Origin of the sequence: Terrabacter sp. GCM10028922 (assembly GCF_042666095.1) — a bacterium.
GTDB lineage: Bacteria > Actinomycetota > Actinomycetes > Actinomycetales > Dermatophilaceae > Terrabacter.
The window spans coordinates 108630-129482 of sequence record NZ_JBHTFG010000007.1; the positions used below are offsets into that span (position 1 = coordinate 108630).

General features: G+C 73.2%; 17 protein-coding genes. 10 read left to right on the forward strand and 7 right to left on the reverse strand.

Translation table 11 applies throughout. The features are described from left to right. Window positions 1–69: 69 nt before the first annotated feature. Window positions 70–3318 (forward strand): ATP-dependent helicase, encoded by a 3249-nt coding sequence (locus tag ACFQU3_RS08015; RefSeq protein ID WP_385908481.1) that lies wholly within the window; start codon window positions 70–72, stop codon window positions 3316–3318. Beyond that, window positions 3315–6758 carry an ATP-dependent helicase gene (locus tag ACFQU3_RS08020; protein WP_385908482.1) on the forward strand — a complete coding sequence of 1148 codons (3444 nt, stop codon included), beginning with the start codon at window positions 3315–3317 and terminating at the stop codon, window positions 6756–6758. The genes ACFQU3_RS08015 and ACFQU3_RS08020 overlap by 4 nt, the downstream gene beginning before the upstream one ends. A 45-nt stretch (window positions 6759–6803) precedes the next feature. Here the strand turns inward: ACFQU3_RS08020 and ACFQU3_RS08025 are convergent, their stop codons facing one another. Beyond that, window positions 6804–8336 carry a phosphotransferase gene (locus ACFQU3_RS08025; RefSeq protein ID WP_385908484.1) on the reverse strand — a complete coding sequence of 511 codons (1533 nt, stop codon included), beginning with the start codon at window positions 8334–8336 and terminating at the stop codon, window positions 6804–6806. A 97-nt stretch (window positions 8337–8433) separates the two neighbouring features. Here ACFQU3_RS08025 and nudC point away from each other — a divergent pair, with 97 nt between their 5' ends. Then, a complete protein-coding gene (gene nudC, locus ACFQU3_RS08030) occupies window positions 8434–9402 on the forward strand; it encodes an NAD(+) diphosphatase (protein WP_385908486.1) in 969 nt (322 codons plus the stop codon). Here nudC and ACFQU3_RS08035 read toward each other — a convergent pair. Next, entirely contained in the window at window positions 9399–9668 is a 270-nt protein-coding gene (locus tag ACFQU3_RS08035) for a glutaredoxin domain-containing protein (RefSeq protein WP_385908488.1), read from the reverse strand. The two genes, nudC and ACFQU3_RS08035, sit on opposite strands and share 4 nt — an antisense overlap. Before the next feature lie 118 nt (window positions 9669–9786). Between ACFQU3_RS08035 and ppk2 the strand changes: the two genes are divergently transcribed. From ppk2 to ACFQU3_RS08065, 6 genes are all read left to right on the forward strand, one after another. Then, window positions 9787–10662: a polyphosphate kinase 2 gene (gene ppk2, locus ACFQU3_RS08040; RefSeq protein ID WP_385908490.1), complete on the forward strand. Its 876-nt coding sequence runs from the start codon at window positions 9787–9789 to the stop codon at window positions 10660–10662. Between the two features lie 62 nt (window positions 10663–10724). Then, entirely contained in the window at window positions 10725–12800 is a 2076-nt protein-coding gene (locus ACFQU3_RS08045; protein ID WP_385908492.1) for an ATP-dependent DNA helicase UvrD2, read from the forward strand. 144 nt (window positions 12801–12944) lie between these two features. Next, window positions 12945–13205 (forward strand): hypothetical protein, encoded by a 261-nt coding sequence (locus tag ACFQU3_RS08050; protein ID WP_385908494.1) that lies wholly within the window; start codon window positions 12945–12947, stop codon window positions 13203–13205. A 276-nt stretch (window positions 13206–13481) separates the two neighbouring features. Beyond that, window positions 13482–13769 carry a WhiB family transcriptional regulator gene (locus ACFQU3_RS08055; RefSeq protein ID WP_188030307.1) on the forward strand — a complete coding sequence of 96 codons (288 nt, stop codon included), beginning with the start codon at window positions 13482–13484 and terminating at the stop codon, window positions 13767–13769. A 74-nt stretch (window positions 13770–13843) separates the two neighbouring features. Continuing rightward, window positions 13844–13978 (forward strand): hypothetical protein, encoded by a 135-nt coding sequence (locus ACFQU3_RS08060; RefSeq protein WP_385908496.1) that lies wholly within the window; start codon window positions 13844–13846, stop codon window positions 13976–13978. Window positions 13979–14211: 233 nt separating this feature from the next. Next, window positions 14212–14406, forward strand: coding sequence for a hypothetical protein (locus ACFQU3_RS08065; RefSeq protein WP_385908498.1), 195 nt, complete (start codon window positions 14212–14214; stop codon window positions 14404–14406). Window positions 14407–14464: 58 nt separating this feature from the next. On the opposite strand, the gene ACFQU3_RS08070 is transcribed toward ACFQU3_RS08065, so the two are convergent. The 3 genes from ACFQU3_RS08070 to ACFQU3_RS08080 all read right to left on the reverse strand — a co-directional run bounded on the left by ACFQU3_RS08070 (window position 14465) and on the right by ACFQU3_RS08080 (window position 17214). Next, on the reverse strand, window positions 14465–15796 hold the full coding sequence (locus ACFQU3_RS08070) for an ABC1 kinase family protein (protein WP_385908500.1): 1332 nt from the start codon (window positions 15794–15796) through the stop codon (window positions 14465–14467). Between the two features lie 140 nt (window positions 15797–15936). Further along, complete coding sequence (locus tag ACFQU3_RS08075; RefSeq protein ID WP_385908502.1) at window positions 15937–16881, reverse strand: hypothetical protein; 945 nt, start codon at window positions 16879–16881, stop codon at window positions 15937–15939. A gap of 171 nt (window positions 16882–17052) precedes the next feature. After that, window positions 17053–17214 (reverse strand): DUF5679 domain-containing protein, encoded by a 162-nt coding sequence (locus ACFQU3_RS08080; RefSeq protein WP_020143053.1) that lies wholly within the window; start codon window positions 17212–17214, stop codon window positions 17053–17055. Window positions 17215–17507: 293 nt separating this feature from the next. Between ACFQU3_RS08080 and ACFQU3_RS08085 the strand changes: the two genes are divergently transcribed. Beyond that, on the forward strand, window positions 17508–18059 hold the full coding sequence (locus ACFQU3_RS08085; RefSeq protein ID WP_385908504.1) for a YgjP-like metallopeptidase domain-containing protein: 552 nt from the start codon (window positions 17508–17510) through the stop codon (window positions 18057–18059). 459 nt (window positions 18060–18518) lie between these two features. On the opposite strand, the gene ACFQU3_RS08090 is transcribed toward ACFQU3_RS08085, so the two are convergent. Then, a complete protein-coding gene (locus tag ACFQU3_RS08090; RefSeq protein ID WP_385908506.1) occupies window positions 18519–19094 on the reverse strand; it encodes an NUDIX hydrolase in 576 nt (191 codons plus the stop codon). Further along, window positions 19091–20779 carry a zinc-dependent metalloprotease gene (locus ACFQU3_RS08095; RefSeq protein ID WP_385908508.1) on the reverse strand — a complete coding sequence of 563 codons (1689 nt, stop codon included), beginning with the start codon at window positions 20777–20779 and terminating at the stop codon, window positions 19091–19093. The genes ACFQU3_RS08090 and ACFQU3_RS08095 overlap by 4 nt, the downstream gene beginning before the upstream one ends. Window positions 20780–20853: the final 74 nt, after the last annotated feature.

Below are 20853 nucleotides of genomic sequence, written 5' to 3' on the forward strand. Positions count from 1 at the left end.
ATCGAGCCGCCCGGGCCCCTCGCCGTCTCCGGTCGCGCGGGTGTCGGTCCGACGTGATGGAATCCTCCGGTGGTCATCCTGCGTCGCGCTCCCGCCCTCACCTCGGCGGCGGTGCGGCTCGACCAGCGTCAGCAGGCCGCGCTCGACTCGACCGCTCGAGTCCTGCGCGTCCTCGGCGGGCCGGGCACGGGCAAGTCGACCCTGGCCGTCGAGCTCGTCGTCGACGCCGTGCGCACGCACGGCCTGCGCGCCGACGCCTGCCTCATGGTCACGTCGAGCCGCAGTGCTGCGGCGCGGCTGCGGCAGCAGGTCACGGCCCGCCTCGACGGCACCTCCACCGAGTCGCTGGCCCGCACGTGGCAGGCGTTCGGTTTCGGGGTCCTGCGCGCCGAGGCTGCGCTGCGGGGGCGCCCGGCGCCGCGTCTGCTCAACGGCCCCGAGCAGGACGTCATCCTGCGTGACCTGCTCGCCGGGCACGCGTCCGGCGAGGTCCCGGGGCCGACCTGGCCCGACGGCCTGAGCGAGGCGCTCCGCACCCGAGGCTTCCGCAACGAGCTGCGCGACCTGCTCATGCGCACCGTCGAGCACGGCCTCGGGCCCGACGACCTGGCGCACCTCGGCGCCCAGCACGAGCGGCCCGAGTGGGTGGCGGCCGCGCACGTGCTGCGTGAGTACGACCAGGTCACCTCGTTCAGCCGGCACGGTTCCTACGACCCCGCCTGGGTGCTCACGGCCGCCGCCGAGCTCCTCGAGGACGACCACTCGGCACTCGACCGGCTCCACGAGCGCATCCGGCTCGTCGTCGTCGACGAGGCCCAGGAGCTGACGTCCGCGGCGGCCCGCCTGCTGCGTGTCGTCGCCGGCGGCGGCGGCCCGCGCGTCGTCCTCCTCGGAGACCCCGACGTCGCCGTCCAGGCCTTCCGCGGGGCCGATCCACGCTTCCTCGCCGACGGGTGGGCCGACCTCGCCGACAGCTCGCCCGGGCCGTATGCCGTCCGCGCCGCGCCGTCCCTGCTCGAGCTCGCGCCGCCGGTCGTGTCACCGGCCGCGAGCGAGACCGTCGTCCTCGACCGCTCCCACCGGCTCGGGCCGGCCCTCGCAGCCGCCGCCGACCGCGTCGCCCGTCGCATCGGCGCGCTCGGTGGGGGAGAGCAGCGTCGGTTCACCTCCGCGGCATCCGCGCCGCAGCGGGGCACGGTCGAGGTCGCACTGCTGCGGTCCGCTGCCCAGGAGACCGCGCACGTGGCGGCCCTGCTGCGCAGGGCGCACCTCGTCGAGGGCGTGCCGTGGACCGACATGGCCGTCATCGTCCGCGGGTCGGGCCGCGCCGACACCATGCGACGGCTCCTCGGGCAGGCGGGGGTTCCCATCCAGGCGGGCACTGCAGAGACACCGGTCCGTGACGAGAGCGCCGTGAGACCGCTGCTCCACCTCCTCGAGGAGAGCCTCGCGGTGGCCCGAGCCGAGCACCACGGTCAGCAGCACGTCATCGACCCGGTCCGTGCCGCCGACCTCGTGCTCTCGCCCATCGGTGGCTCGGACACCGTGAGCCTGCGACGGCTGAGGCGCCTGCTGCGCCAGGACGAGCTCGCCTCGGGCGGGGAGCGATCCAGCGACGAGCTGCTCGCCGACCTGCTGCAGGAGGCACCGAGGGCCACGCTGCTCGGCTCGACGGCCCGCCCCGCGGCGCGCATCGCCGCGGCGCTGGCGGCGGGTGTGGCAGCCGCGCGTATCGGCGACGACGCACGCTGGGCTCGCGGGGTCACGGCAGAGTCCGTGCTGTGGGCGATCTGGCAGGGGGCCGGCGTCGCCGAGGGCTGGCGCCGCACGGCGCTCAGCGGGGGTGCGTCCGGCGAGCGTGCCGACCGCGACCTCGACGCAGTCCTCGCGCTCTTCGACGCCGCCGGTGCGTTCGTCGACCGCCTGCCGACCGCCGGTCCCGACACGTTCCTCGAGCACATCCAGGGCCAGGACGTGCCGGGTGACACCCTTCTCGTGGGTGGACAGGCCGGCGGCCGGGTCTCGCTGCTCACGCCGCAGACGGCGGCCGGCCGTCAGTGGCGCATCGTCGTGGTCGCCGGCGTCCAGGAGGGCGTCTGGCCCGATCTGCGGCTGCGCGGCTCGGTCCTCGGCTCCGAGGACCTCGTCGACGTCGTCGCACAGCGCCCGCTGGGCTTCCGCGCAGCGCAGGCGGCCGTGCGCTACGACGAGACGCGACTCTTCCTCGTCGCGGTCACTCGCGCCACCGAGCGGCTCCTCGTCACGGCGGTCGGCAACGAGGACGAGCAACCGTCGGTCTACCTCGACCTGGTCGACCCTCCCGAGACGATGCGCCTGGCCGACGAGGTGCGCCCGCACACGGAGGTGGCCCGGACCTTGACCCTGCCTGGGCTCGTCGGCGAGCTGCGGCGCGACGTGGTGAGCGCCGACCCGGGTGTCGCCGAGCCCGCGCTCAACCTCCTGGCTGCTGCAGCCCGTGCGGGTGTGCGCGGAGCCGACCCGCGGACCTGGTGGGCGCTGCGGCCGGTGACGAGCGACCGGCCCGTCCGGCGGCCGGACGAGCCGGTTCCCGTGTCGCCGTCGAAGGTGACCTACTTCGCCGAGTGCGGCCTGCGTTGGTTCCTCACGTCCGTCGGCGGGGAGGGCGTGTCGCTGGGCGCCGCCTCGGTGGGCACGTTCGTCCACGACATCGTCGCCGAGCTGCCCGACGCCCCGCTCGAGGAGCTTCGCCTCGAGGTCGACGAGCGCTGGGGGCGTCTGGGCCTGGCGCCGGGGTGGGTCACCGAGCGCACCCGCAAGGAGGCTCACGACATGGTCGCCCGCTTCACGGCATACCGCGACGGCGCCGAGAAGGACTGGCGGCGCGTGGGCATCGAGACCGACTTCCGGGTGCCCGTCGGGCGCGCCGTGGTGGCCGGCCGCGTCGACCGCATCGAGCGCGACGCCGAGGGGCGGGTGCGCATCGTCGACCTCAAGACCGGCAAGTCGAAGCCGACGCGCGCCGAGCTCGCCGGGCACGGCCAGCTCGGCGCGTACCAGGTCGCCGTCGAGGAGGGTGGCTTCCCCGACCTCGGAGACCGCAGCGCCGGGGCCGCGCTCGTCTTCATCGGCAAGGGAGGGCTGACCGGGCTCAAGCCGAGCGTCCTGACCCAGGAGCCGCTCTCGAGCAGCGACGACCCGACGTGGGCGCGCTCGCTCGTCGAGGCCACCGCCGAGGGCATGGGCGCGGCCGAGTTCCGCGCGGCCCAGGGCAAGGCCTGCGAGACCTGCCCCGTGCGGTCGTCATGTCCCGTCCAGCCGGAGGGCGACGCGTTGTGACTGCCACCGACACCCGCCCCGCCCTCGGGGTGCGGCACAGCGCGCTCGACATCGCGACCGCGCTGGAGATGCCGCCGCCCACGCCCGAGCAGGCGGCCGTCATCGAGGCGGGCGCGCGGCCGCTGCTCGTCGTCGCGGGCGCCGGCTCCGGCAAGACGGAGACGATGGCCGCGCGCGTCGTGTGGCTGGTCGCCAACGGCCTCGTCGACCCCGACCAGGTGCTGGGCCTGACGTTCACCCGCAAGGCCGCCGCTGAGCTGTCGCAGCGCATCGGCAAGCGCCTGCGAGGTCTCGAGCGGGCCGGCATCTGGACACCCGCCGCCGACGACGGCACGGGCGCCGAGGTGCTCGGCGGCACTCCGACCGTGTCGACCTACCACGCGTATGCCGGTCGCCTCGTCCGCGAGCACGCCCTCCGGGTGGGCATCGAGCCGGAGTTCCGCGTCCTCACCGAGGCGGGGGCCTGGCAGCTCGCGGCCGAGGCGGTGTCGCGCTGGGACGGCCCGATGGACGACGTCGTCAAGAGCGAGGCCACGGTCATCCAGGCCGTGATGGCGCTCGCCGGCGAGATGGCCGAGCACGTCCGCACGCCGGCCGAGGTCATGGACCACCTCGACTCGGTCCTTGCTCGGCTTGACGCCCTGCCCGACGGGGAGGGCCGCGGTTCGCTCACGGCGGCGCGCGACGCGATCACGGTGCTGCGCGAGCGACGCACGGTGCTCCCGATCGTCGAGCGGTTCCTCGACCTCAAGCGCGAGCGCGAGTCCCTCGACTTCGCCGACCAGATGGCCGTCGCCGCCCGGCTGACGCGTTCTGTGCCCGCAGTGGGGCAGATCGAGCGCGAGCGGTTCCGGGCGGTGCTGCTCGACGAGTTCCAGGACACGTCCGAGGCGCAGCTCGAGCTGCTCCGCTCGCTCTTTCATCATCGTGGTGTCGCGCTCACGGCCGTGGGCGATCCCAACCAGTCGATCTACGGCTGGCGCGGGGCGAGTGCGACGACGCTGCTGCGATTCCCGGGGGAGTTCGCCGGCGACGACGGGCCCGCCGACGTGCTGCCGCTCTCCACGAGCTGGCGCAACGACGCGCTCATCCTCCAGGCCGCCAACGCCGTGGCCGCACCGCTGGCCACCGCGCACGTGCAGCCGTTGCGCCCGCGGCCGGGTGCAGGGGTGGGGGCGATCGACGTGGCGCGGCTCGAGACCGCCGAGGACGAAGCCGACCACCTCGCCGGCTGGGTCGCCGCGCACTGGTTCAGCCCGAGCGGTCGACGCACGGGTCGTTCGGCTGCCGTGCTCTGCCGGCGCCGCTCGTCCTTCGCTCTCGTCCTCGAGGCGCTGCGTCGCCGCGGGCTGCCCGTCGAGGTCGTCGGCCTCGGCGGCCTGCTCGTCACACCGGAGGTGAGCGACCTCGTGGCCGCGCTCTGGGTCGTGCAGGACCCCACCCGGGGTGACCAGCTCATGCGCCTGCTCACCGGGCCGGTCGTGCGCCTCGGCGCTGCCGACCTCGCCGGCCTGTGGTCGTGGGCGCGCGAGCTGCACTCCCGGCCGTGGCGGGTCGGGGCCCCGCCCTCGACCCAGGCAGAGCTGGGCTTCGACGAGCCGGAACCAGCGATGTCCGAGCAGGGCGCGGCGCCCTCGGCCGGTGAGGCCGGGCATGTGGGGGACCAGGCGGCGGCCGCCGACCGGCGCGGCAGCGACCTCGCCGCCGACAGCGCCGACACGGCCACCCTCGTGGAGGCGCTCGACGACCTGCCACGACCCGGCTGGGTCGGACGCGACGGCACGCGCATCAGCGACGAGGCACTCCACCGCCTGCACGAGCTCGGCGACGTCGTACGCCGTCTGCGTCGTCTCACCGCACTGCCGCTCGTCGACCTCGTCGCCGAGGCCGAGGTCGCGATCGGGCTCGACATCGAGGTGCTCTCGCGTCCTGAGCACACCGCGTCGACGGCCCGCGTCCACCTCGACGCCTTCGCCGACGTCGCCGCGCGCTACGCCACCACCGCCGACCGGCCGACACTCTCTGGCTTCCTCAGCTGGCTCGACGCCGCGCGCGAGCAGGAGCGCGGACTCGACGCCGGTCACACGGAGTCCGACGCCGACGCCGTGCAGGTCCTCACCGTGCACGCCGCCAAGGGCCTCGAGTGGGACGTCGTCGCCGTCCCGACCCTCGTCGAGGGAGTCTTTCCGGCGCACAACGCGACGGCTGTGGCTCCGCTCGATGACAGCGACCCCGTCGAGTACGCCTGCTCGGGTGACGTCAAGGACAAGGGCTGGCTCGTCGGCCTCGACTCCCTGCCCTACGACCTGCGTGGTGACCGCGCGGGACTCCCGCACCTCGACTGGCGTGGCGTGCCCGACCGCAAGACGCTGAGCGCCGCCATCGACGCCTTGGTCCTCGACGGCGGCAACCATGCCGTCGCCGAGGAGCGCCGCCTCGCCTACGTCGCCCTGACCCGGGCGCGTGTGGCCATGCTTCTCACGACGCACCTGTGGGGGGCCGCGAAGAAGACGCTGTCGGTGCCCTCTCGCTTCCTCACCGAGGTCGTCGACGCCCTGCCCGGAGCCGTCACCCGCACGACGTGGGTGGCCGCCCCCGAGCCGCTCGTCGACGACAAGGGCAAGGCCACGGCGCCGAGCAACCCGCACCTCGCCGTCCCGGTCTCGCAGCTGTGGCCCCACGACCCGATGGGCGTGCGCCGCGACGGCCTGCTCGGCGCGCATGAGCGCATGGCCGCCCTCATGGAAGCCGGCCCGGTGGTGCCGCAGGGGGACGCGCGGGTGGACGACCTGCGCATCCTGCTGGCCGAGCAGGCCGCTCGGCGCTCGCGTGGCGAGCCCGTCGTCGACGTCCCCCGCCACCTGTCGGCGTCGGCCGTCGTCTCGCTGGCCCGCGACGCCGAGGCGTTCGCGATGTCGCTGCGCCGCCCGATGCCCAGCCCGCCGGCGGTCGCCGCCCGCCAGGGCACCGCCTTCCACGCCTGGATCGAGGAGCACTACTCACGCGCCGCCATGGTGGACCTGCTCGACCTGCCCGGCAGTGCCGACGAGGGCGCCGCCGACGACGCCGACCTCGAGACGATGAAGGAGCGCTTCCTCGCGAGCGAGTGGGCCGACCGCATCCCCGAGGAGATCGAGCTGTCGGTCGAGACGATCATCGACGGCATCGCGGTCCGCGGGCGCCTCGACGCGGTCTTCCCGCGCGACGACGGCGGATGGACCGTCGTCGACTGGAAGACGGGGGCCCGCCCAACCGGCCATGACGCCCGGGTCCGTGCCCTCCAGCTCGGCGCCTACGCCCTGGCCTTCGCCCGGCTCCGGGGCGTCGACGCGGCACTCGTCGACGCAGCCTTCTACTACGCCGGAGAGGGAGTCACGGTGCGCCCCGACCTGCCGGGCGAGGCCGAGCTCGTCGACCTGTTGCGGGCCCTGCCCGACTGACCCCCGTGCCCACGTGACCGGCCACCCGAGGGTATGCCGTGTGGCTCAGTGGTCCTCGTGGCTGCGTCGGTCGTGGTGATGGGGCGCCACCGGCACGAAGTTCGATGCGCCCTCGTGCAGGTCCAGCACGCCGTCGACGTCCTCGGGGAGGGCCTCGACCTCGTCGATCTCGAACGGTGACCCCTCACCGTCGGGGGCGACGAGCGGCACGGGCCTGGAGGCCTCGGGCTCCACCGTGCTCGCGTCGTGCGGCTCGGGACCGGCCTCGCGGGAGCCGACGACTTCGTTCTCGGTCCCGTCGGTGGCCTCGTCGCCACCCGTGGCGTGGGCGGTGGTGTCCACCTCGACCTGCGAGACAGGGGCTGCGTCCGGGCCAGGCGGGCCGGGAGCGGGGGTCGACGGAACGGCATACGCCTGGTCCGGTGCGGCCGACCTGGCCTCCTGCGCGGACGGCGCGGGCTGCGCGTCGGAGAGAAGCGACGTCATCGCGATCGCCTGCGTCTCGCCGAGCATGGGGAAGGGGACGTGCGGCTGCGTCGCGTCCCACGCCGGTTCGGGCCGCTCGGGGTCGTCGGGGTCGAGCATCTGCACCGCCCGCTCGCGGGCCAGACGCGTGCGCTCGCTGCGCTCTGCGTCCTCCTCGGCGTGCCGGCTGTCGTCCTCCTCGACCCGGGCGTCGAGGGCGCGCAGCTCGTCGGCGGTGCGCTCGACCACGTCGAGCTGGCCGGAGGCGAGCGCGTGCAGCAGGGTGCGAAGGGGCGCCATCTCGGCCGCGAGTCGGGCACGTCGCACGAGGTGCGCATCGGGCCGCTCGACCCGCGACTGGGCGTACGCCTCGAGCACGGCGTCGAGCGTCTCCGGCGGTGCGACGTTCGCCAGCTCCGCGAAGTCGTCGGCGGGGTCGCCGATCCGGCTCTCCTCCCAGGCCAGCACGCCGCGCACGCGGCCGCTCGAGGAGTCGTCCTCGTCGTCGAAGGAGGCGAGGACGTTGGCCCCCGTGAACGTGCCGTGCACCGCGCTCGGCGCGAAGCGCCACAGTGACACGTCTTCGAGCGCGTGCTCCCAGCGGGTCAGCAGGCCAGTGGGCACGTGGCCGGTCGCAGCCGCGCGGTCGAGCTCCGACAACCTGCGGTGCCGGTGGGCCTCGGCGTCATAGGCGGGCCGGCCGGCCTCCTCGAACAGCAGGTGCTCGACGTTGTGGATGTGCGCGAGCGTGCGTCCGACCTCGGCCGCGAGGTTGCCCGGCCCGAGCCCCGCGAAGTCGAGGGGGCGGCCGGGCACGCGGATGTAGACCGCGGCGCGGCCCTCCGGCACGGGCGCGTGCCCACGGACCATCGGCATCGCGACGTCAAGGCGCCGGCCGAGCAGTCCGGACAGGGCGGTGATGTCGTCGAGCATCGCGCCGGCGGCAGCGGTGCACGGGGCCTTGACGACCCACCGGCGGTCCTGGCTGTCCTCGACGTAGGCGATCTCGAAGAGGTCCCCGGGTCGCGACGGCACGCCTTCGACCGCCACCGGGTCGAGGCCCGGCACGGCCGAGCTCGCCAGGGCGGCGAGGAAGAGCGGGCTGCGCGTCACGTGTCCACCGTAAGTCGGGCGACGCGCCGAGCGTGGGAGGCGACGCCCGAGCGAGGGTGCTGCGCTGCCCCGTCACGGCCGTCCTAGGGTGGTCCGTGTGGCCCTGACCGACGAGACCCTCGCAGATCTCGCTCTCTCGCGCAGCTCGCTCGACCGAGTGGCGTTCGAGCGCAGGCGACCCGAGATCATCCGCGAGCTGCTCGACGACCCCCACACCCGCGTCGCCGAGGTCCGGGGCGACCGGATGCGCGTCGCCGCACAGGGCGGCCCCTCACCCGACGGGGCCCTCGCACTCGCCCTGCGTGCTCCGGAGCACGCCGACCGAGGTCGGCTCGCACTGCTCCTCGGGCGCGACCCCGCCGGCACGGCATACCTCGGCGTCGTCGGGGACGAGCCGGACGGCCAGGACGCTTCACCCGTCGACGACCCCGAGGTGGACGGCTGGCTGACAATGCGGCAGGCCGGGGAGGCGCTCTGCCCACGCGACGCCGGGGTCTTCACGACCGCGCTCGCCCTGGCCAACTGGCACGGTGCGCACCGCTTCTGCCCACGCTGCGGCGCCCCGACCGAGCCGGTCGAGGGCGGCTGGGTGCGCCGGTGCGAGCGCGACGGCAGCGAGCACTACCCACGCACCGACCCGGCCGTCATCATGTCCGTCGTGGACCCGGACGACCGGCTCCTGCTCGGCCGGGGCGCGCACTGGCCCGAGGGTCGCTTCTCGGTGCTCGCGGGTTTCGTCGAGCCGGGTGAGTCCTTCGAGGCAGCCGTCGCGCGTGAGGTCGCCGAGGAGGTCGGCATCGCCATCGACGGTGCCCGCTATCTCGGCAACCAGCCGTGGCCGTTCCCGTCATCGGTGATGATCGGGTTCGCGGCGACGACGAGGCAGACTCAGCTGACGATCGACCCCGTCGAGATGGCAGAGGCGCGCTGGGTGGAGCGTGAGGAGTACCGCGTGCTGCTGCGCGACGGGTCCATCCGTACGCCGAGCGGCATCTCGATCGCCAAGCGGATCATCGAGCGCTGGCTCGGTCAGACGGTCGAGTCGGTCGTCGAGCGGGTCAGCTAGCCGGCGAGGCGGGCACGCACCTCGGCGAGCGAGGGGTTCGTGGCGGCGGTGCCGTCGGGGAACACGATCGTCGGGACCGTGCGGTTGCCGCCGTTGACGTGCTCGACGAAGGCGACGTGCTCGGGGCTGTCCTCGAGGTCGATCTCGGTGAACGGGACGCCCTCTCGCGTCAGCTGCCCCTTGAGGCGCGTGCAGTAGCCGCACCACACGGTCGTGAACATCGTGATCGAGCCCTCGTGGGGCGTGAGCTGGGTGAGCTCGGGCATCGGTTCCACTGTCCTTGCTGTTGGTGCGCGCTGGGCTGCCGGGCTGGGGCGTCGGGCTGGGCTGTCGAGGTGGGGACGGCGCTGCACGGGCGTCGCCCCTCGATGCAAGGATGACTCCATGGCCAAGCCCGGCGCAAAACGACCCCACAAGATGGACCTCGCCGTCTACGAGGCCGAGGTCAGCCGGCTGCAGGCCGACCTCGTCGCCTTCCAGGAGTGGGTCCGGGCCACCGGGCAGCGCGTCGTCGTCCTCTTCGAGGGTCGCGACGCGGCCGGCAAGGGCTCGGCCATCAAGCGCATCACCGAGTACCTCAGCCCCCGGGTGGCGCGCATCGCGGCCCTCCCGGCCCCGACCGACCGTGAGCGCTCGGAGTGGTACCTCCAGCGCTACATCGCACACCTGCCGGCGGGCGGCGAGATCGTGCTGTTCGACCGGTCCTGGTACAACCGGGCGGGCGTCGAGCGGGTCATGGGTTTCTGCTCCGACGAGCAGTACACCCGTTTCCTCGAGCAGGCGCCCGTCTTCGAGCGGATGCTGGTCGATGACGGGGTGATCCTGCGCAAGTACTGGTTCAGCGTGTCCGACGTCGAGCAGGAGCGCCGCTTCCGCTCGCGGGCCAAGGACCCGATGCGCCAGTGGAAGCTCTCGCCGATGGACCTCGAGTCGATCACCCGGTGGGAGGACTACTCCGAGGCCAAGGACCGCATGATGGCCGCGACCAGCACCGCGTGGGCGCCGTGGCACGTCGTCGAGTCCGAGGACAAGCGCCGTTCGCGCGTCAACGTCATGCACCACCTGCTCAGCTCGATCCCGCACGAGCCGATGACGCCCGACGTGCCGCCCGTGCCCGAGCGCCCCGCCCCGCGCGGCTACGAGCGCCCGCCGCAGGAGGCCCAGAACTACGTGCCCGACCACGCCGCCACCGTGCTCGCACGCGCCAAGAGCGACGCCAAGGACCACTCAAAGGGTCACGCGAAGGGTGATCGGTCCTGAGCGCTCCACCCACCGCCGACCAGATCCTCGCCGGCCTCGACCCCGAGCAGCGCGAGGTCGCGATGGCCCCACCGGGCCCGCTGTGCATCCTCGCGGGAGCCGGCACCGGCAAGACGCGGGCCATCACCCACCGCATCGCGTATGCCGTCCACTCCGGTCTCCAGCAGCCGCAACGCGTGCTCGCGCTGACCTTCACAGCCCGCGCGGCCGGCGAGATGCGCACGCGCCTGCGCGGTCTCGGCGTCCAGGGCGTTCAGGCCCGCACCTTCCACGCCGCTGCCCTGCGCCAGTTGCACTTCTTCTGGCCACAGGCCATCGGCGGTGCGGCGCCGGAGGTGATGAGCCACAAGGCGCCCGCGGTGGCGGAGGCGGCGAGCCGGCTGCGCATGCAGTTCGACCGCACGACGATCCGCGACCTCGCCGCCGAGGTCGAGTGGGCGAAGGTCAACCTGCTCACGCCGCAGTCGTATGCCGCCCGCGCCCGGGAGCAGCGCCGCGAGCCTCCCGGTCTCGACCTGACGGCCATGGCCCGGCTCTTCGAGGCCTACGAGGACGTCAAGCAGCGGCGCGGCGTCATCGACTTCGAGGACGTCCTGCTCCTCACGGTCGGCATCCTCGACGAGCGCGAGGACATCGCCCGCACGGTGCGCGGGCAGTACCGCCAGTTCGTCGTCGACGAGTACCAGGACGTCAACGACCTCCAGCAGCGGCTGCTCGACCAGTGGCTCGGCGAGCGCGACGACCTCACGGTCGTCGGTGACCCGGCCCAGACGATCTACTCCTTCACCGGGGCGAGCCCGCGCCACCTCGTGGGCTTCCCGAAGCGTTTCCCCAAGGCCCACGTCGTGCGTCTGGTGCGCAACTACCGTTCCACACCGCAGATCGTCGGACTCGCCAACACGATCGTGGCATCGGGCACGCAGGCCGCGCGCGACGGCGCCGTGCGGCTGCTGGCCCAGGGTGACGCGGGTCCCGACCCCGTCCTCACGTCCTACCCCGACGACCCGGCCGAGGCCGGTGCGGTCGCCGAGCGCATCCGGGGGCTGGTCGAGTCCGGCCATCCCGCCGCGCAGATCGCCGTCCTCTTCCGCACCAACGCGCAGTCCGAAGCCTTCGAGTCCGCGCTCGCCGACGCCGGTGTGCCCTATCTCGTGCGCGGCGGTGAGCGGTTCTTCGCCCGCAAGGAGGTGCGCGACGCCATTCTGCTGTTGCGTGGTGCTGCCCGCAGCGACGACGGCGAGAAGCCGCTCGGCGAGATCACCCGCGACGTCATCACCGGCGCCGGCTGGTCGCACGAGCCACCTGCGGGAAGCGGCGCCACCCGCGAGCGGTGGGAGTCGCTGACCGCGCTCGCGACGCTCGCCGACGACATCGCCGCGGCTGCTCCCGATGCCCGCCTGCCCGAGCTGGTGGCCGAGCTCGAACGGCGGGCCGCCGAACAGCACGCCCCCGCCGTGCAGGGCGTGACTCTCGCCAGCCTGCACGCCGCCAAGGGGCTCGAGTGGGACACCGTCTTTCTCGTGGGCGCCTCCGACGGGCTGATGCCGATCTCGATGGCCGAGGGGGTCGACGCCATCGAGGAGGAGCGCCGGCTCCTCTACGTCGGCCTCACCCGGGCGCGCACGCAGCTGTTCCTCTCGTGGTCGGGTGCGCGCACGCCGGGTGCGCGTGCCACCCGACGCGTCTCCCGCTTCCTCGCCCCTGCAGCCGGGATCCTGGGTCAGGGCGCCCGCAGCGAGGCGCGGTCGAGCGGCTCGAAACGACCGTCCCCCAAGGTTGCCCGGCTCGCGCACTGCCGAGGCTGTGGCGCCGAGCTCGTGACGGCCGCGCAGCGCAAGACCGGCCGGTGCGACGACTGTCCGCCGACCTACGACGAGGCGACGTTCGAGCGGCTGCGCGCCTGGCGGCTCGCCGTGGCGCGCGACGCGAGCGTCCCGGCGTACGTCGTCTTCACCGACGCGACGCTGACCGCGATCGCCGAGGACGCACCCTCCGACGAGGGCGCCCTGTCTGTCATCAGTGGGGTCGGGGCGCGCAAGCTCGAACAGTACGGCGGCGACGTCCTCGCCATCCTCGCCGGGGCCGACCCGCAAGAACTCCTCGAAAGTCGTTCTGCCGCAAAGGAATCCGCGGGGTAGGGGCCTTCTTCAAAAAATTGTTGGGAAAAGTTCGTTAATTGAGTTGTTCGCCCGCGACGCGCGCGCGTACCCTTGACGAGGTCAAGCCCAGTGGCTCAGGTAGCCAGCTGGGGTTCGCGAGAAAGAGATAGGAGGGTCGGCCAAATGGACATCACCACGATGACGATGCACGCAGCTTCCTGCGTCCTTTCCGTGCGTCCGCGCGCAGCCGGCCAGATCCGTCTCGCGGACACCCGTGTCATGGGCCAGGGGACCGCTGTGTCCATCGCCGCCGTCAACGGCGGCCGTGTCGCTGACTTCCGCGCCCCGTCCCAGGGAGACGTCTCGGTTCTCGGCCGCACGTTCGCTCCCGCCTACAAGACCATCGATGTCGTTCGCTCCCGCCTCGGGAGGCCACCGGTCTGACCAGACCGAGAAGCCTCACCTCCAGGCCGCGAACCCGACATCACCGGGTCCGCGGCCTTCGTGTTTCCCAGGACCGATGGCCGCTCCATCGCAGTAACCGACACCGCCAGAAGAGCACCCGACCGGGTGCCTGACAGATCAGGGACACAGATGACTCCTCGGATGCCGAGCAGCAGGACCGAGACCCGCACCACCGGTGCAGGCCTCCGGACCAGGACAGAGACGAGTGAGCAGGGGCACGCCGCGACGGGTGCCCCGGAGACGGAGGTGAGAACGATGCAGCTGAGCGAACTGATCGACATGAGGACCGAGGCCGAGCAGGTCGGCGAGACGATCCCGTGTCGCGACTACGACGCCGAGCTCTGGTTCGCCGAGCGACCGGAGGACGTCGAGTTCGCCAAGACCCTCTGCGGGCTCTGCCCCGCACGGGCACAGTGCCTCGCCGGCGCCCTCGAGCGCCAGGAGCCGTGGGGCGTCTGGGGCGGGCAGCTGCTCGTCCAGGGCGCAGTCGTGGCTCGCAAGAGGCCACGTGGCCGTCCCCGCAAGCACCCAGTGGCTGCCTGAGCCTGCGTGAAGACGCATGACCCGCACACCACTGGCCCCCGACAGCAACCCTTTCCACAGATCAGGAGATCGTCATGAACCAGCTCGAACTGCTGGCTCGCGACCGGATCACCCAGCGCAGTCAGCGCCAGGAGCGCAGCGGCATCCGTCGCAGCGCCCGGCTGATCGCGCAGGAGATCCGCGCCGGTCGACGCCACAGCGAGAAGTGAACGACCGCGCCACCGGGCGCGGAGCAGGACAACTGAATCGAGTGAGCGAGCCGCGGGTGACGCGCACGTCACCCGCGGTTCCTCATGTCCGGGGACGCTCGCACCGAGCCTGAGAACCCGAGCCCGACAACTCCTCGTGGAGGTACGGCCCCTGCTCTACCCGTGATTCCGCGTGGCGCCCACATCGGCGCCCGGATCGGCGGATACTTGAAGGAGAGGGAAGGGAGACCCCCATGGACACCTCCGAGATGACCACAGTGCTCGTCTGCAACAGCTGCGGCACTACCCCAGCCGCCGACGACCAGGCTGCCGCCAGGCTCACGTGGAGCCGAGGCACCGAGCGCGGTCGCACGACATGGTCGTGCGAGCGGTGCAGCCGCGAGAACCTGCGCTCGATCGAGAGCAAGCTCGACCCCGTCTGGTGGTGAGCGGCTGGGTCCGCACCACTCGGTGACGCCGGCGCCTGGGATCGCCCTGCCGCGAGCGTCAGCGGGCCTCTCCGACAGGCGGCAGGTCCGCACCCGGCAGCAGCTCGTCGACGATGGCGCGGCCGTGAACCGTGCCCCCGAGCTGGCAGAGCACACCGATGCCCCCGCCCCACACGCGGTGGATGAGGAGGTACTCGGGCGGCAGGTTGAGCTTGTAGGCGACGGCGTAGTTCGGCTGTCGCGGGTCGTTGATGTGGGCGAACACCCCGCGCAGCCACTCGCGGCTGAAGCTGAACGTGTCGGTGCGGAACGGCGCCATGAACGGCTCGAGGTAGTCGAGCAGCCGCTGCGGGTCGAGGTCGATGCTCTGCTTGACGAAGCCGATCTCGCGCAGTCCGTCGAGCACCTCTTCGGCGCTGCCCTCGAGCCCGATCGTGAGCAGCGGGCCGATCTCGGGCGGCATACCGTCGGGCAGCCGGTTGACGGCGCCGAAGTCGATGACGCCGAGCCGGCCCTCAGGCGTGATCCGGAAGTTGCCTGGGTGCGGGTCCGCGTGCAACAGGCCTGCCCGGGCGGGTCCGGCGAGCAGGAACTGCAGGTAGAGCTGCGACGCGGCGTCGCGCTGCTCCGGCGTGCCCTCAGCGATGATCCGTGACAGGGGTATGCCGTCGAGCCACTCGGACACGATGACGTGCTGTCGGCCGTCGACCACGTCGGGCACGTGGAAGTCGGGGTCACCGTCGAACGCGGCGGCGAACGTGGCCTGCGACTGCGCCTCGAGCCGGTAGTCGAGCTCCTCGGCCATCCGGTCGCGCAGCTCGTCGAGAATCGGGCCGAGGTCGATGCCGGGCACCCAGCCGGCGGCGACCTTGGCGACCCGGCTGATCTGGCGGATGTCGCTCATCAGGGCGGCGCCCGCCCCCGGGTACTGGATCTTGACCGCGACGTCCCGCCCGTCCTTCCAGACGCCGCGGTGCACCTGCCCGATCGAGGCGGAGGCGACCGGGTGGTCGTCGAACGACTGGAACCTGCTGCGCCATCGCGTTCCGAGGTCGGCACGCAGGACGCCGTGCACGGAGCTCGTCGGCATGGGCGGGGCGCTGTCCTGCAGCTTCGTGAGCGTGGCTCGGTAGTGCACCGCGAGATCCTCGGGCAGCGCGGCCTCGAAGATCGAGAGGGCCTGACCGAACTTCATCGCTCCGCCCTTGAGCTCGCCGAGCACCTGGAAGAGCTGTTGGGCGGTGCGGGCCTGCAGCTCGGCGGCCACGATCTCTGCCGGGCGCCCACCGAGCCGCTTGCCGAGCCCGAGTGCCGTGCGACCCGCAAAGCCCAGGGGCACCGCAGCCAGCTTGGCCGAGCGCACGACGGCCTTGCGCGGCAGGTCGGTCACGGCTCACCTCCTCGGCGGGCAGGTCTCGGGCGGGTCTCGGGTAGGTTTCGGGCGGTCTCGGAGCCGTCTCAGGCGACGGTCCGACTCTATGTGTACCTGCCCCGCCCGAATTCGCAGGCCGGTTCGTCCAGACCGGTCGGTCAGGCGCCGCGTCGGTAGGACTCGTCGGTGACGGTTGCAGGCGGCCGCTCCCACGTGGTTGTCGGCGGATGTGCGGGGCACAGCGGGTGCGCCGGCCAGCGGCGGTGGTCCATCCGGGGCCATGGCAGGCTCACCTCGACGGACACTCCGGGAGGCGGCTGCTGTCCCTCCAGGACGCCGGTCACGAGAAGAGTCACCGCGCCGACGACGAGGTGCGAGAGGCCGGGCGCGAGCGCATCATGGACGCCGTCGCGGGCGTCGCTGACCGGCGGCACGCGGACGGGCGCGGCCTGGCTCATGACGGTGGGCCAGGCCGAGTCGCGGTCGGACCGGTGCCGGTCGAGGCACCACAGGCACGGCGTGAGAGCGGAGCCGTCGGCGATCGGCCCGATCACGGTGCGGGGTCCGGCCGGGGCCACGGGCAGATGGGCCACTCCGTGTCGCAGCCACAGGTCACCGCGACGCGGGTCGACGACCGGCGAGCCGACGAGCACGACGAGGTCGGGCCGAGGGTGCAGGGGAGCGGCCACGGCGCGGTCGACCGCCGCGCGTCCGTGCACGACGGTGACTCCGCTGCCCGCCAGGGCGGAGGCGATCTCCGAGGCCACCGCCCCACAGCCGTCGACGACGACACGACCCGGCGCGGTGCCACGCTTGCCTGAGATGCTGGGTCGGCGGTCGGTCACCACTCCGAGCCGCGTGGTGAGCTCGAGCAGCTCGTGCCACCGCTCGGCGGCGACGCCCATCTCGGCGGCCAGGCGGTCGGTCGACGCCAGGGGCAGCTCGCCGTCGAGGCGCGCGAGCAGCGCGGCCTCGGTGTCGCTGATGCCGGTGACGACCGGCCCGCCGGGCAGCACCCCGAACTGCACCTCACCGCGGCGACGCGTCAGTGGGCGCAGCCAGACGGGCAGGCGGGGGTGTGGTGGGACGGCAGCAGCGGACATCGGGACCTCCAGACCCGGCGGCCCCAGCGGCGCCGCCCTCGCTCGTCAGGCTCGCAGCCGGTCCCGAACCCGCGCGGGCGTCGTCCACAGGCGCGCAGCGCGCACGAGGGGGCGGGACCGTGTGGTCCCGCCCCCTCGATGTACGGCGTCAGTGACGCCGCTGCGACCTGGTCAGGCCTTGCCCAGAATGCGGTTCAGGTTCGTGCCACAGACGGGGCACTGTCCCTTGGCCATGCGGCGACCGTTGTCGGAAACGACAACCTTGCCCTCGGCCTCGCGCTTCTCCTTGCACTTCACGCAGTAGAACTCGCCCTTGTAGGTCTCGTCAGCCATTGGTGTCTCCTTGTAGCTGGCGCCCATCCGACGGGCGCCTCGACTCGTTCAACCCTAGAGCACGCTGAGCACGAAATCATGCTCATCCCCGCTTGGCGCGCCCGTGAGCGATGCGGTAAGGCGACGGCCCGGACGCAGGTGCCTGGCCGCCGGTGAGGCACCCGAACAACCGCCGGGGCCGCCGCCCGGGACGCCGTTCGAACCCGCTCCCGGGCCGGTGCTCGAACCCGTGCGAGAGCCGTGTCGTCGTCGTGCTCCGTGGCCCTGTCCCCGCACTGGCTTACCCTGCCCTCATGGCGACGGCGCGGCGCGAGGTGGTGCACACGGTGGTCGACGGGGTCACCGTCGAGGTCCGCCGCAGCGCCAAGCGCCGTCGCACCGTCTCCGCCTACCGCCAGGAGGGGCGTCTGGTCGTCCTCGTGCCCGCCCGGATGAGCCGCGCGGAGGAGGGAGAGTGGGTGCGCACGATGGTGGCCCGCGTCGCCGCCTCCGAGCAGCGGCGCCGGCGCAGCGACGGCGACCTGGAGCAGCGGGCCCTCGCGCTCTCGCGTGAGCACCTCGGCGGCCGGGCCGTGCCGACGAGCGTGCGCTGGGTGGCCAACCAGAACTCCCGGTGGGGCTCGTGCACGCCTGCCGAGGGCTCGATCCGCCTGTCCGACAAGCTCCGTGGCATGCCGGGATGGGTCGTCGACTACGTCCTGCTGCACGAGCTCGCGCACCTGCTCCAGCCCGGCCACGGTCCCGAGTTCTGGGAGCTGCTGCGCGGCTACCCACGGCTCGAGCGGGCTCGCGGCTACCTGCAGGGCGTGTCGGCCGCGGCCGGCCTCGACCTCAGCGACGACTGACCGCGCCCTGCGCGCGCCACAGCGCGTATGCCGTCAGGCTCGTCGGGCTCCGCGCCGCACCTGCCGCCGTGCCCCGGCCACCCTCGCCGCTCGCGCGGCGTCCACCGGCCGACCCAGGGCCACGCGACCGTGTCCGCCTGAAGGGTGTGGGTCCGCCTGTCCGCCTGTCGTGGCCGGGCCTCGTCGCGCAGCGTGCTCACCAAGCCACACCGTGCTCGCGAACCCGTGCTTCGGCAGGTGCCTCTGCCGAGGCGACGGGGAGCCGAGTCGGAGCCGAGTCGGAGCGTGCCGGCGCTCCTTGGTCCACCGGTCCGGCGCCGAGGGTCCGCGCCATCAGGAGCGTGACGTGGATCACACCCGGCGCCGTGGCGAAATGTCCGTTTGGGCAGCGTTCGGGACGTCGCAGTCGCCGTGCCGACCCGGCATCGGCATCCCTCCGACCGCCGCGCGGAACGTCGCTCAGGCCCGGATGTAGGGCAGCGCGGCGTCCACGAGCGGACGCAGGTCCTCGCGCGATCCCTCCGGCAGCGCGTCCACCGGCCACCACCGCACGTCGATCGACTCGGTGCTGACCGCCGTGCTCGTCTCGCCCGCCGTCACGGCTGCGAAGCGGATGTCGAGGTGCTCGCGACACGTGCCGAAGTCGCCGACGAGGACGTGCCGGTCGAGCTGGACGATGCCGGGCAGCGCCGTGACGTCGGGGACACCGGACTCCTCGCGGGCCTCGCGGTTCGCAGCGTGCCACACCGACTCGTCGCCCACCTCGTAGTGGCCGCCGAACTGGAACCACTGCCGTGCCCGCTTGTGCAGGGTCAGCAGCGCCGACTGGCCCGTCTCGTCCAGCACGATGACGCTTCCGGTGAGGTGGGCCGGCGGACCGGCCTTGCTCATGGCGTCGGGATGGGAGCGCAGATGCTCGAGGAACTCGACGCGTAGGCGTTCCTGCCGCTCGTCGGGGGCGCACCAGGTCTCGAGCCGCGCGACGGCGTCGGTGTGAAGCCGCTGCCAGGCAGCGGCCGCGGAGCGCTCGCTCACCGGGTCGGACCGGGGTCGCCGTCCTCGCGACCACCGTCAGGCGTCTCTCCCGGCCCGTCCGCCGAGGGCGCGTCGCCCTCGCCGCGCGCTCGGTCGGCCTCCTCGAGGATGCCCTGCAGCACGGAGTCGAGGTCGCCCCCGAAGTCGCCTCCGGCGTCGGGAAGGTCGTCGCCGGCGCCGCCACCCGTGGCCCGCTCGACGAAGCCGATCGGGTCGTCGAGGTCGGCGGAGGTCGGCGCCAGGTCGGGATGGGCCCACCGGCCGTCGCGGAGGGTGGAGCCACCCGCGCTCTCGAGTGCGGCCCACAGGTTCGCGGCGTCGCGGAGGCGTCGCGGTCGCAGCTCGAGCCCGACGAGACCGGCGAAGGTCTTCTGGGCCGCGCCGCCGACGCGCCGTCGCCGGATCGTCTCGGCGAGGGCGGCCGACTGCGGCAGGTGCCGGGCCGTCGCGCGGTCGGTGACGTGGTCGACCCAGCCCTCAGCGAGCGCGAGCAGGGTCTCGAGCCGGTCGAGCGCGGCCCGCTGGGCGGCGGTGGGCTGGGGGCGGAAGAGGTTCCCCTGCAGGGCCGTGCGCAGCGCCTCGGGATCCGAGGGGTCGATCGTCGAGAGCGCCGACTCGATCGCCTCGGTGTCGATGGTGATGTTGCGGGCGTAGTCCGACACGGCCGACAGCAGCTGCGGGCCGAGCCAGGGCACCTCGGAGAAGAGGCGCACACGCGCGGCCTCGCGCACCGCGAGGTAGAGCCGGACCTGGGCGACGTCGATCTCCAGTGACGCCGCGAGCTGCGCGACGTTGCCGGGCAGCAGTGCGACGACACCCGGCTCGGTGAGGGGCAGGCCGACCTCGGTGCCGCTCACGACCTCGGTCGCGAGCGTGCCGACGGCCTGGCCGAGCTGTGCCGCGAACATCTGCCGGCTGAGGTTGCCGAGCATCGGCGCCCACTGCTCGATCATCGCGGCCGGGTCGAAGCCCTCGGGCAGGCCTTCGGGCAGGGCCTCGCCGAACGCCTCCGGGCCCAGCTCGCCGACCTGCTTGCGCATCGCGTCGGAGGTCGCGGCCGTGACACCGTCGGAAACCGGTGCGATGAGCTCGAACCAGCGGGGCATCGTCGCCTCCACCCACTCGGCCCGGCTGAGGCCATTCGCGCGCCAGGCCGGCGAGGCGAGGACGGTGTGCTCGTCGAGCCACAAGGTTGCGACGGCCACCGCGTCCGAGACGGCGCGGGCGGCCGCCTCGTCGTGCACGTCGTTGCCCTCGACCGCGAGCACGTGCCGACGGGCGACGTCCGTGGCCAGGTCGCGCGAGCCGGTGGGCGACTGCTGGGCCGCCATGAAGGTCCCGAGCTGGGCGCGCATGGCCGCCTGCGTGGCAGGGTCGCGCGGGTCGACACCCATGCTGCGCATCGCCTCGGCGAGCTCGGGGTTGTCGGCCGCCTCGCCGAGCACCTTCTCGAGCATCGCCCCGAGGTCGCCCGGGTCCATGCTGCCGAGGTCGGGCAGATCCGGCAGGCCGCCCCCGAAGCCGGCGGGGCCGGAGCCGCTGCCCGGCGAGCCCGAACCGGGCCGGTTCAGGGGCAGCCCGAAGGGGGACTCGCCGGGCGCGCGGCCCTGCTGCTCCACGTCGTCTCCGGACTCGTCGTCCCGGTCGTTGGTGCTGTCGTCACCGCGCCCGCGGTCGTCGGCCATGCCTGCTCATCCCCACTCGAACTGGTCAGTGACGGCCATTCGGCCGTACATCAAGACAACCACGGATCGGCCCT